The organism is Desulfosporosinus cupriresistens (genome assembly GCF_001707885.1).
Lineage (GTDB): Bacteria > Bacillota > Desulfitobacteriia > Desulfitobacteriales > Desulfitobacteriaceae > Desulfosporosinus.
Genome location: NZ_MASS01000051.1, coordinates 18,805 through 30,498, shown reverse-complemented (window position 1 = coordinate 30,498; position 11,694 = coordinate 18,805). Strand labels below are relative to the sequence as shown.

Here is an 11,694-nt window from a genome sequence, read left to right as displayed (position 1 = left end):
CGGAATCCTCCTTCGAGGCGGTTTATGAAAGAATTACGGAACTGTTGCGAATGGAGTTGCAAAAGGGCACTGAGGTTATCTACGCAGTTCCTGGGCATCCTATGGTTGCGGAAAAAACCGTTCAACTTATCGGAGAAAAGCTCGCGAAGGATTATGAAATCGTGATCCATCCAGCTGTGAGTTTTGTAGATGAGATTTTTAGAGTCTTAAAGTTCGATCCGATTGATGGAGTATTAATACGTAATTATGATGCCCTTAGAGACGTAGGGTTGACCGGGCAGGAATGGCTTATTATTCCTCAGGTGTACAATAAATTGATTGCTTCTGAGGTCAAATTGGATCTCATGACTTCGTACCCGGATGATGCCTGGGTGTATGTTGCACAGGCCCTAGGTACCCAGCTCGAACGGGTGGACAGGCTGCCACTCTACGAGATGGATCATGGAACATACGATCACTTAACCACGATTGTTTTGCCGCCGAACTCAGAAGTGATCTCCTTTTCTAAGTTGACCAAAGTAATGGCGACCTTACGCTCTAAGGAAGGATGTGCATGGGACCGTGAACAAACACACGATACATTAAAATCATGTTTGATTGAAGAAAGTTATGAAGTCATTGATGCGATTGAGAAACAAGATATGTATAATTTGTGCGAAGAGTTGGGAGACTTATTATTACAAGTAGTTTTTCATACTCAACTTGCTTCCGAGGCAAGTGAATTTGAACTCCAGGACGTACTTAATGGTATTATTCAAAAGATGATTCGTAGGCATCCTCATGTTTTTGGGAAGGAGAAGGCCGAAACATCCGATGATGTCATCCTGACCTGGGATAGAATCAAGAAAGAAGAGAAGGCAAGTGGAAATGAAAAGGTAGCCTTCTTCCAGGATCCCTTGGGTTTACCGGCTCTGATGTTGGCTACTTCAACCCAACGTAGAGTGGCCAAGATAGGGTTTGATTGGTCAGATATTCAGGGTCCTTGGGAGAAAGTTCAGGAAGAATTACAAGAGCTTAAAAATGCTTTAGCCGATGGAATAGGGATTCGCGAAGAACTCGGCGATTTGATGTTTGCTCTTGTGAATTTATCTCGGTTTTTAAAGCTTGATGCTGAAGAAGTTCTCAGAGATACCATACATAAGTTCCAAAATCGTTTCCTGAAAATGGTTGATTTAAGTCAAGAAGAAGGTCTGGATTTCCATAAACTTTCTCTGGATGAAATGGATGTTTACTGGGAAAAGGCAAAATCTCAAGAAAAAAGAAGTAAATTAATGTGATATAACCTAAAAAAGCAGGAGATTGGTTATTTATCGCGAAATATAATTGTCGTGATAAGATCAGTTATTTTAGGAGGGACTATTTTGAATAAGGCGGAATTAGTTAGCGCTGTTGCAGAAAAGGCTGACATGTCCAAGAAGGATGCAGAAAAGGCAGTCAAAGCTGTTTTCGAGGTAATCGAGGAGTCCTTGGCACAAAGTGAGAAGGTGCAACTGGTTGGTTTTGGGACCTTCGAAGTCAAAGAGCGTGCGGAACGAACCGGAAGAAATCCACAAACTAAGGAAACAATCTTGATTCCTGCGGCCAAGGTACCTGGCTTCAAAGCTGGTAAGGCACTCAAGGATGCGGTCCAAAAATGAGTCTTCGGATATCGTTAAAAATCAGGTTCCAGGTTCTTTCTGGAACCTGATTTTTAGTACCATTCAGAGCATTCTTGTTATAGCTAGCGCATAAGTGTAACCTGTAGCGGCGCCAGTCTTCTCTAAAAGGGGGGTATACATGCGTATTGATAAATATTTAAAGGTTTCTCGCCTTATTAAACGTCGCACGATTGCCAAAGATGTTTGCGATGGGGAAAAGATCAAAATCAATGGACGAATTGTCAAACCTTCAGCAGAAATCAAGGTGGGAGACCGAGTCATCTTGGAGATGGGAAATCACGTTATTGAAGTTCAGGTATTAGCAACACCAAACAGTATAAGGGCCAACGAAGCTCAAACGCTCTATGAATTGATTCGGGATGAACGAAGGACAGAGTCTTAATGTTGAAGACTCTGTCTTTTTTATTCTAATTTGAACCTATAGGTTAATGTCAGTTTCTTTATATAAATCCTTCCCAGATCCTAATTTTAATCGAGAGCCAAGTCAGTGGAGGGATTATTCTCAAAGCAGCAAAGCGCATTAGTGTCCATAGGACTCTTCTTCCTTACTTCCTTCTAGAAACTGACTTCTAAAGGACGAGCAAGGCGAATAGGGTTTATGAAGAAATAGAGTTAGGGGGATGGGGCATGGTGGACAAAGTTGGCAAAGGACATCGCCTTGTCATGGAAAATCGAGAACAAATTGCGTTGACAGGAGTACACAAGGTTCAGTCCTTTGACCCCAAGGAAATCGTTCTGGAAACCGAACTTGGAATATTGAGTATTAAAGGGGACCAGTTAGGTATCAAATTGCTTAGTCTCGAGCAGGGTTTGGTTGATATTGAGGGGCATGTCGGTGCTTTGATCTATCAAAGAAGTTCCAACGGAGGTTCTCGTCAAGGATTTTTGAACCGGGTTTTCCGTTAACAAGGCCTTGATAGTCAGAGGGAAGGAGGAAGAACAATCTCAGAGTTTGTAACGTTTTTTTGGGTAATTGTGGCGGGGGCGACTGTAGGATTTATTTTTGATTTTTATCGTTCGTTTCGACATTGGCAAGGTTGGGGACGGGTTTTGACTTTTATAGGAGATGTGCTTTTTTCTTTAGTTGCGTTGTTTATTCTTTTCCGTTTTTTTGAAAGGGCAAATGCGCTGGCCTTTCGTTTTTATATTATTTGGGGCAGCTTGCTGGGCCTATTTCTATATCTTAGAATATTAAGCCGTTTTTCCGTGCGCTGCTTCTTTGGAATCTATTGGGTTATGAAGTACTTGGCGGATCTTATCCACAGGGGAATCAAAATTCCGATTAGAGGACTCATTTTTATCATGCGACCACCCTATGCAATATTACACTGGTTCAGTCTGCTCCTCTATCGAATCGGAGAATTTATCCTCGTGGAGCCAATTTCGCGTATGAAAAGGAGGGTGAAGGATTGGTGGAGGCGTCTCTTGCCACCCAATATTAATGGGTAAAATTTTCCAGGGGGATTGATTCCCTAATGGAGAGTAGCTATAATGGAGTTACACTATCAATATGTCCATGGTTTGTAAGTGATCTGTCCACAGATTATCCACACTTTGTGTATAACTTTTTAGCAAGGGCGTGCCACAGTGCAACTTGAAATTAGGGGTCTGGAAAAACTAAGTTTTAGAGAACGCCAAGCGGTGATTCTTAAAGAAAGTGGAAGGTCTCTTGAAAGCATTGCCAAACAACTTCATCTCAGTCAAAGTTCAGTAGCAACTTTATTAACTCGTGCGCGAAGCAAAGGTTATGAGATTGTGTGTATTATCCCGGGCGGAGAGCTTGGTTTAGGAGGAGAGGAATCGGATGAAGAGGGCTCATCAGAAGATTAAGACAAAAAATGGGCAGCGGGTTCGACTTCGTAGCGGTTCTGCCCTTGTTCTTTGTTTTACAATTGCAGTAATCGGTAGCTCAGCATGGCAAATATGGAAACTCCGTTCTCAGGTCGAAGGACAATTAGCAAGTTTGAATCAGGAAAAGGTAACCTTGCTTCAGCAGGAGAAACTTCTTCATGAAGAAATTACTCAGTTAAATACCCCAAGTTACATTGAAAAATTGGCTCGAGAACAGTTAGGACTCGTAAAACATGGCGAAATTCTCATTTCTCCCAAGAATTAGTACCCTACATTGTTCTTCTTCACCTTGACAGGCATGAAATGTGCTGCATATAATATAGAGTAAGTATAGATAGATCATCACAAGGAGGAGTTTACTTCGTATGGCCATTGACGTTGGCACTATTGTTGAAGGAGTCGTGACAGGGATCACGAACTTTGGAGCATTTATTGAATTGCCGGATAGAGTAACCGGACTCGTACATATCTCGGAAGTCGCTGATGCTTATGTCAAAGACGTCCGAGATTATTTAAAGGAACAGGATCATGTTAAAGTGAAAGTCATTCACGTTGATGAAAAGGGGAAAATCGGGCTTTCAATTAAACAAGCAAATCCTACTATTCGTAATGTGAGCCGTGAACGCCGTCTTCCGCCAACCGTATCTTTTGAGGATAAATTGGCTAAGTTTATAAAAGACAGTGATGAGCGTCAGACAGAATTTCGTCGGGCCACAGATTCTAAACGTGGAGGCAGAGGTTCAAGTAGATACTAGTAAGTAACCGCCGAAAGGCGGTTTTTCTTATATCTAGACAAGAACAAAAGAATTTTTAAGCGGCAACTAAGGCCGCCGCTGCGCATGTGGCTAAAAAGAAGGGTTAATACGTGCGAAGACAGTGTCTTCGCGTGTGGGCGCCAGCCAAGTTTTTCTATATCGTTTTTGAGAAAATGCCGGTACATTTAAGAGTGCTATGGGGTTAAGGCGGAATTATATAGAGAATTATTATGAACAACGTCGAAAGTTGCTGGGCTTTACTGACTTTACTAGACAAGCTTTGCTATATATGTGAGCTATAATATTACCATAAATAGGTAAGAGGTGACGTTATGGCAGAATGGGCAACGTTAAAGTTAGATCAAGGCCTGCGCAGTCGAATTTCAATGGAAAGCGCGTTCCTTCCACTGGTTCTGGGAGGTTTGTTGGCGCGAGGCAGTATTTTGAGCCTTCATCCCTTCGGAGTTGCATTTGGGGCAGCGTTGCTCCTAAGAGGTGAAAGTGGATTTTTCTTTGGTTTACTGGGTGTTCTAATCGGCGTGATTTCACTGAAAGACATTTCTTTTTTCCTACAAGTTATGGTAATACTGGCGGCGTTGACGGTAATCTTGCCTCACATACGCAAGAAAAAGCACGAGGGAATATATTTAGTTACCCTGACTGGTTTAATGGTAGCGCTCATTTCCTCTCTAGCTATTAACCTAACAAGGCCGGACCTCTATGCGTTTCTAACAGTCGGTCTTCATAGTGTTCTGGCAGGAGGGTTTGCAATTATTTTCTGGTTTGCGATGGGCCATCAGGAGGCTATTTGGAGGGGCGAATTCCAGCGTGAACAAGGAATTGCCTGGCTTTTTATCCTTATTGGGGTAATCAGTGGCCTACAAGGCGTTCAAGTTATAGGCGTTAATTTCTCCGTGGTTCTGTTAAGTTTCTTTACTTTATTTATATCGGAGCGGTACGGAGCGGGGACTTCAGCGGGTGTTGGGGGAATTCTTGGTTTTATGCCTCAATTAACCTTAAATACCCAAAACCTCATGGATGCTGGAATTTATGGTTTGGCTGGATTTTGCACAGGTGCATTTCGCCGATTTGGCAAGATCGGAATTGGAACAGCTTTTATTGCAGTTATGCTAATGTTAACAGTCTTTTTGCGGCAAGAGGCAATATATACACAACTAATTTCATCAACAGTTGGTCTTTTACTCTTTTTTCTATGGCCGGGAGCAACTCCCCAAAAGGATTTTTTAAAACCAAAGGTGATTCCAGAGGTTGAAACAACCGTCTCGAAAGTAAAGGCTTTGGCAGAGATCTTTGATCAGATTGCTCTAAGCTATCAGGCCGCTGAAGCAGATTCATTTGAGATGCGCCCGGAAATTCCGGAACTCATGAACGTGTTGGTAGAGCGTGTCTGTCATTCTTGCCCAACTATGGATGCCTGCTGGAACCGAGAATTTTATAAAACATACCATATTTTCTTCGAACTTTTTGGAATGATCGAGAGCCAAGCTGATGTTAAATTGAAGAATCTACCCGTTGAATGGAAACGTCATTGCGGACGACTAAAGGAAATGTTGTTAGGCGTGCAATTCATAATTGAACAAGAAAAGAGTCAGGAGACGTGGCGTCGACGTCTAGTCTTGAATCAGGAAGCATTGTCACGTCAGTTCCTTAACGTCTCGCAAGTTATAGGAAATCTTGCTAAAGAGCTGCACACCCAGCATAACTGGGAAGTAGTAAAGCCATCAAATTTAGCTCGCCGTCGTCGCCATTTTCTTGATGTAGGTGTAACCACATTTACGAAAACTGGAAATGCTATGAGTGGGGACAATTATGCCTCTATAGCATTCGCTACAACACAGCATGCTTTTATTCTAAGTGACGGAATGGGTGTGGGAGAGAGCGCGGCTAAGATGAGTGCAACGGCGTTGACCCTCCTTGAGCAGCTCCTGACGACAGGGTTTGATCCAGAGGGTGCAATTCAGGCACTTAACTCCATCTTGGTGCTGCGTTCCCCCGAAGAAAGTTTCGTAACGATTGATATGGCAATTCTTGACTTAGAATCAGCCGATCTGAAACTCATTAAAGTGGGAGCTTCTTCCTCCTATTTGATCACACCTGACGGAGTGAAATCTTTCACCTCGTCTAGCCTTCCGGCAGGTATCTTAAATCAAATTGACACACCGGTTATTGAGACAGAGATGCAGAGTGGAGAAACGTTGATTTTATTAACGGATGGGGTGCAAGACGTTTTAAAAGAAGGTACGGATTGGATTCGTGATTATTTGGAGAAAACAACCTTTAACAAATCTCAGGAAATCGCCGATCTCATTGGACAGGAAGCCAGAGAGCTAAGTGGGGGAGCCTTGGATGATGATGGAATCATTCTTGTTATTCGAAAAAACTATTGGAACGAGTGATAATTTATATGGCTGATGTTGCTGAGCTTGTCCTTTTGGCGGGACAATTGATTTTAGAGAATGGTGGAGAGACCTTTCGTGTTGAGGAGACCATGATACGCATGGCCCTGGCAGGTGGAGCGCAAACCGCGGACGTCTTTGCAATTCCTCAAGGGATATTTTGTACAATAAACGAGGGGTTGAAGACAAATACTCGCGTTGTCCGAATTCATCGCCGTGGATTTAACCTAGCCAAAGTACTAGAGGTAAACCGGATTTCAAGGCAACTCTCAGCAGAAATCTTAACGGTTGAAACTGCATATGAGGAGCTGTTGAAGGTAGATCGCTTGCCAAGGCGGTATCCCACAGGGATTCGTCTTTTAGCGGGAGCAAGCGGTAGTGCTGCTTTCAGTTATTTATTAGGAGCCCATAAGGGTTCTGTTTTTGTGGCTGGGGTTACCGGGTTATTGGTCATGTTTGTAATGGAATTCCTTCAGAGAAAGGAGATTCTAAATTTCGTTTCGGTAGCGATTGCCGGTGCGGTGACTGCTCTTGCAAATCTGGCGATCAGACAATTTTGGCCGGGGGTTCAATTCGATTTGGCAGTCATTGGTTCAATTATGGTGTTGGCACCTGGCTTAGCGATCACGACGTCAGTCAGGGATGCCCTATTCGAAGATCTTATTTCGGCATCAGTTCGCGGAGTGGAAGCGTTTGGGGTTGCGCTTGCAATCGCTTCGGGTGTCGGGTCTGTTTTGACACTTTATTTGTGGATTGGTGGGAATTTACCTTAAGGCTCCTCGCACAAAAAGACAGAAATGTCTCAAAATGAGCAAGAATATGTTAGGCAAAAGGTGGTTCCGAGATGCTATGATTAGGATAGGTCTCGCGGAAATAGGTTCCTACTATGATTCCACCGCAGATAAATTATTCAATTTAAAGAAGGAAAACAGAATTTTATGGCGAATCAAACTATTGTGTCTTTATAAAGATCCTAGCAAAGGTTTCTATTCTTGGATTTCCAGGAAAGAGTAAAACTAAATTGAGGAGAGTGTTAAGATGGCTTGGGATGCGACTAAACTACAGGACTGGCAGATTGCCGAAGAGGCCGAAAAGAACATGCCCACGGTTGACGATTTGGTCAAAAAACTGTCTCTGGAAAAAGATGAGTTAATTCCTCACGGAAGAACACCGAAAGTGGACTTCCTAAAAATGATGGAGCGCCTCAAAGATAAGCCGGATGGCTTCTATGTTGAAGTGACAGCCATCACGCCGACACCATTAGGCGAAGGAAAAACTACGACTTCTTTAGGTTTGATTGAGGGACTTGCTAAGAGAGGCATGAACGTTGGCGGCGCGTTAAGACAACCGTCTGGCGGACCAACAATGAATATTAAGGGAACAGCTGCTGGTGGTGGTAACGCCCTATTAATCCCGATGACTGAGTTTTCCTTGGGTTTAACCGGGGATATCAATGATATTATGAACGCTCACAACCTCGCTATGGTTGCCCTTAATGCTAGGATGCAGCATGAGGCTAACTATACTGATGAAGAGTTAGCTAAACGGGGCTTGAAGCGCTTAGACATAGACCCTAAGAATGTGGAAATGGGTTGGATCATAGATTTTGCAGCTCAAGGCTTGAGAAATATTATTATCGGGATTGGCGGCAAAAAAGATGGTTTCCAAATGCAGTCCAAATTCGGAATTGCCGTTGGTTCAGAGTTGATGGCTATTTTGGCGATTGCTAAAGATCTCCCTGACTTGAGAGACAGGATTGGTAAAATTATTGTTGCTTATAGTAAGACCGGCAAACCGGTTACCACTGAAGACTTAGAAGTTGCTGGTGCAATGACCGCTTGGATGCGTAATACAATTAATCCAACGATCTGTTTTACTGCTGAAGGTCAACCTGTTATGATTCATGCGGGTCCGTTTGCGAATATTGCTATCGGCCAGTCTTCCATCATCGCTGACCGCCTTGGTCTCAAGATGTTTGATTATCATGTTACAGAAAGCGGATTTGCCGCAGATATCGGTTTTGAAAAATTCTGGAATGTTAAAGCCCGTTTGAGTGGCTTGATTCCAAATGTATCTGTTCTTGTAGCTACAGTCCGGGCATTAAAAATGCATGGTGGCGGCCCAGCTGTGGTACCAGGTCGGCCAATACCAGAAGAGTACACTCAAGAAAATCTTGAACTCGTGGAAAAAGGGTGCGCTAACTTACTTCATCATCTTAAGACAGTTAAGAAATCCGGAATTATTCCAGTTGTCTGTCTCAATGGTTTCCACACTGATACCCAAGCAGAAATTGACTTGGTTAAGAAAATTGCTAAAGACGCGGGAGCACGTTGTGCTTACTCCAATCACTGGGGTCAAGGCGGAGACGGTGCTTTGGAATTAGCGGATGCCGTTATCGAAGCTTGTAAAGAAAAAGTTGATTTCAAATGCCTCTATCCGTTAGAAATGCCTCTCCGTCAACGTGTCGAGCTGATCGCTAAAGAGGTTTATGGTGCAGACGGCGTAGACTGGGCTCCTGAAGCTCTAGCTAAGGCTGAGAGATTTGAAGCTGATGCACATTATGCAGATTTCTCGACGATGATGGTAAAAACTCATTTGAGCTTATCTCATGATCCCACTTTAAAAGGCGTTCCGACAGGCTGGAGATTACCAATTCGCGACGTTTTAGTTTATGGTGGAGCTAAGTTCCTTTGTCCAATGGCTGGAACAATCACCTTGATGCCTGGTACGAGTTCTGACCCTGGCTTTAGAAGAGTAGACGTTGATACCAAAACCGGGAAAGTCAGCGGCTTGTTCTAGAATTAAACGAAAAATATCTTAAACTAATAGAGGATTTTAAGGGCCCTGAGCAATCAGGGCCTTTTCTAGTACTTATCAGAAAGCATAACTTTGTTACATGCTTTCTGTGGTATAAGCGCAACTAGGCAGCCGCCTTCGCCGAGGCTTTTAAAATTTTATTGTTTTGTGGGATTTTTGGACATTCTGACTAAGTATGCCGTTGTGTTTAAACGGAGAGAATGTTAATGTTGTAAATGTTAAAGTAAAAGTAAAAGTAAAAGTAATCTTGAACAATGGAGGTAGAGTGAATGCTGACAGAAATCACAGTTGCCTTCATCGCTGCGCTCGCTTTTGCGGTGGTTTTTAATGTTCCTGTCCGTTACTTATTGCCAGGCGCTTTGGCTGGAACAATTGGGTGGCTGGTTTTCAGGTCACTTGGAGGTACGAACACAGCTATCTTTTTCTCTTCGCTGGGAATTGGACTTTTGGCAGAAGGGGGAGCTCGTATGTTTCGTGTTCCTGTTTTAATTATTGCAGTGCCTGGGATTATTCCCTTGGTACCGGGAGCAGGCGCATATTCTACGATGTTAGCTTTGGTAAAGGGTAATTTTATTGGGGCTTTGACAAAAGGGACGGAGACGTTGTTTGCTGCAGGCGCAATTGCGGTTGGGATAGCGATTGCAACAGTTCCTTTGCGTTTGGTTCAGAAGGGGGGCGAAAAACATATACGAAAAACTGCGCACACACGTATTACCTCAATTAATCCCCCCGAACACTAAAATCATGGTTGCGGTATCAGGTGGACCGGACTCTATAGCATTGAGTCATATCCTTTGGCGATATGTACAAGAGGAACGTAGAAGAGGGAATTCCTTGGTTTTAACACACGTTCATCACGGGGTTCGGAAAGAGTCAGATAATGAGGTGGACCTAGTTCAGACTATGGCAGCAAAGTGGGAGACGCCTTGTATTGTGCACCGTTTCGATTCAAAGAGGTATGCTGAGGCTATGGGGCAATCATTCCAAGAGGCGGCCAGGGAATGGCGTTACGCTCGCTGGAGAGAGGACATGAGCAAGGAGGGATGTGCCCTGCTTGCAACAGCCCACCATCTGGGTGACCAAGCAGAGACGATTCTCTATAGGTTACTCAGAGGAAGTGGGACGGCAGGCTTAGCTGGAATATATCCGACCAAAGACTCGATCATTCGCCCCCTGTTGACCTTTAGGAAAGCAGATATTCTAGACTACTGTGCGCGAGAGGATCTGCCTTACGCTCTTGATCATTCAAATGAAGAACCAGTCTATATCCGTAACCGAATTCGGCTTGAACTGTTACCTGAATTGGAGAAAGATTACAATCCTCGACTTCAGGAGGCTTTAGGGCGTATGGGAGAACTTCTCCGCTGGGATGAAGAATATTTAGCTCAACAAGTGGAGGTGGCCTGGAAACACTACCACATTAGAGATTCTGGCGGTACGATTGGCTTAAGTCGTGATGTCTTTACTGAGCCTGCAGCGATTCTTTCCCGACTGTTACGCAGAGCGGCAATGTTAGTTACCCAAGAACCTCGGGGGTTAGGATTTACCTATGTTGCAAAAATTATGGGATCAAAGGGACGGCCTGGTTGGAAGCAGGATCTGCCAGGGATGACTGTAAAAGTTACAGACGCAGGTATTTGGTTTAGTTATTCTGCTGTCTCTCTGGGTCAGCCAAGTGACGAGAATATTAATAACCAACAGATCTTAGAGCGGGCCTTTCCAGAAATCACTTTAGACATGGGACGCTGGTTCTCCCTTCCGAGTACAAAATTACAGATTGGTTTGTTCGAAGAATCAAAACTTGCTTCCGAGAATGAAACTTTCCATAAAAACGAAACTAAGGTGGCGGTTTTTAGCCACGATCGTTTAGGTCAGCTTCCAGAACGGTTAGTGTGTCGTACTCGGAGGCAAGGAGACAAAATGTGGTTTCAAGGTATCGGACATAAACCTTTGAAAAAGATTTTCCAAGAAGAGAATATACCCATTGATGTAAGAAATTCACTGCCATTGATTGCTTTCGGAGCGGAGGTGCTCTGGATTCCCGGTGTTCGTCAAAGTGACTTGTGTCAACCGGATCAGAATACTAAAAGGGTTTATTGCGTACTTAAACGCTTGGCTTAGGGTTCTAATTTGAATTCATTGTAAAACCCAAAACAGCGTGGTATAATATATAGAATTGCTTCTTAATGAGGCATT

The 11,694-nt window shown here is 43.6% G+C and carries 13 protein-coding genes; all 13 read left to right on the top strand.

Annotated elements, in window-relative coordinates; genetic code table 11:
* Window positions 1-1,277 (top strand): nucleoside triphosphate pyrophosphohydrolase (gene mazG, locus DSBG_RS16985; protein WP_068965458.1); only part of this gene is annotated, 1,277 nt, incomplete at its 5' end.
* An 84-nt stretch (window positions 1,278-1,361) separates the two neighbouring features.
* A complete protein-coding gene (locus DSBG_RS16980) occupies window positions 1,362-1,637 on the top strand; it encodes an HU family DNA-binding protein (RefSeq protein WP_009617259.1) in 276 nt (91 codons plus the stop codon).
* A 139-nt stretch (window positions 1,638-1,776) separates the two neighbouring features.
* On the top strand, window positions 1,777-2,040 hold the full coding sequence (locus tag DSBG_RS16975) for an RNA-binding S4 domain-containing protein (RefSeq protein WP_068965456.1): 264 nt from the start codon (window positions 1,777-1,779) through the stop codon (window positions 2,038-2,040).
* A gap of 245 nt (window positions 2,041-2,285) precedes the next feature.
* Window positions 2,286-2,564 (top strand): sporulation protein YabP, encoded by a 279-nt coding sequence (gene yabP / locus DSBG_RS16970; RefSeq protein ID WP_068965454.1) that lies wholly within the window; start codon window positions 2,286-2,288, stop codon window positions 2,562-2,564.
* Between the two features lie 36 nt (window positions 2,565-2,600).
* Window positions 2,601-3,107, top strand: coding sequence for a spore cortex biosynthesis protein YabQ (gene yabQ / locus DSBG_RS16965; protein WP_068965452.1), 507 nt, complete (start codon window positions 2,601-2,603; stop codon window positions 3,105-3,107).
* Window positions 3,108-3,245: 138 nt separating this feature from the next.
* Window positions 3,246-3,488, top strand: coding sequence for a sigma factor-like helix-turn-helix DNA-binding protein (locus tag DSBG_RS16960; protein WP_009617267.1), 243 nt, complete (start codon window positions 3,246-3,248; stop codon window positions 3,486-3,488).
* Window positions 3,463-3,774, top strand: a complete 312-nt coding sequence (locus DSBG_RS16955; RefSeq protein ID WP_068965451.1) for an FtsB family cell division protein — start codon at window positions 3,463-3,465, stop codon at window positions 3,772-3,774. Before DSBG_RS16960 ends, DSBG_RS16955 begins: the two co-directional genes overlap by 26 nt.
* Before the next feature lie 100 nt (window positions 3,775-3,874).
* Complete coding sequence (locus tag DSBG_RS16950; protein WP_009617271.1) at window positions 3,875-4,264, top strand: S1 RNA-binding domain-containing protein; 390 nt, start codon at window positions 3,875-3,877, stop codon at window positions 4,262-4,264.
* A gap of 332 nt (window positions 4,265-4,596) precedes the next feature.
* Window positions 4,597-6,681 carry a SpoIIE family protein phosphatase gene (locus DSBG_RS16945; RefSeq protein WP_068965450.1) on the top strand — a complete coding sequence of 695 codons (2,085 nt, stop codon included), beginning with the start codon at window positions 4,597-4,599 and terminating at the stop codon, window positions 6,679-6,681.
* Window positions 6,678-7,454: a threonine/serine exporter family protein gene (locus tag DSBG_RS16940; RefSeq protein WP_242877707.1), complete on the top strand. Its 777-nt coding sequence runs from the start codon at window positions 6,678-6,680 to the stop codon at window positions 7,452-7,454. Before DSBG_RS16945 ends, DSBG_RS16940 begins: the two co-directional genes overlap by 4 nt.
* A gap of 265 nt (window positions 7,455-7,719) precedes the next feature.
* Complete coding sequence (locus tag DSBG_RS16935; protein WP_068965448.1) at window positions 7,720-9,480, top strand: formate--tetrahydrofolate ligase; 1,761 nt, start codon at window positions 7,720-7,722, stop codon at window positions 9,478-9,480.
* Between the two features lie 287 nt (window positions 9,481-9,767).
* Window positions 9,768-10,238, top strand: a complete 471-nt coding sequence (locus tag DSBG_RS16930) for a threonine/serine exporter family protein (RefSeq protein WP_068965447.1) — start codon at window positions 9,768-9,770, stop codon at window positions 10,236-10,238.
* Window positions 10,183-11,619, top strand: coding sequence for a tRNA lysidine(34) synthetase TilS (gene tilS, locus DSBG_RS16925; protein WP_068965467.1), 1,437 nt, complete (start codon window positions 10,183-10,185; stop codon window positions 11,617-11,619). The genes DSBG_RS16930 and tilS overlap by 56 nt, the downstream gene beginning before the upstream one ends.
* Window positions 11,620-11,694: the final 75 nt, after the last annotated feature.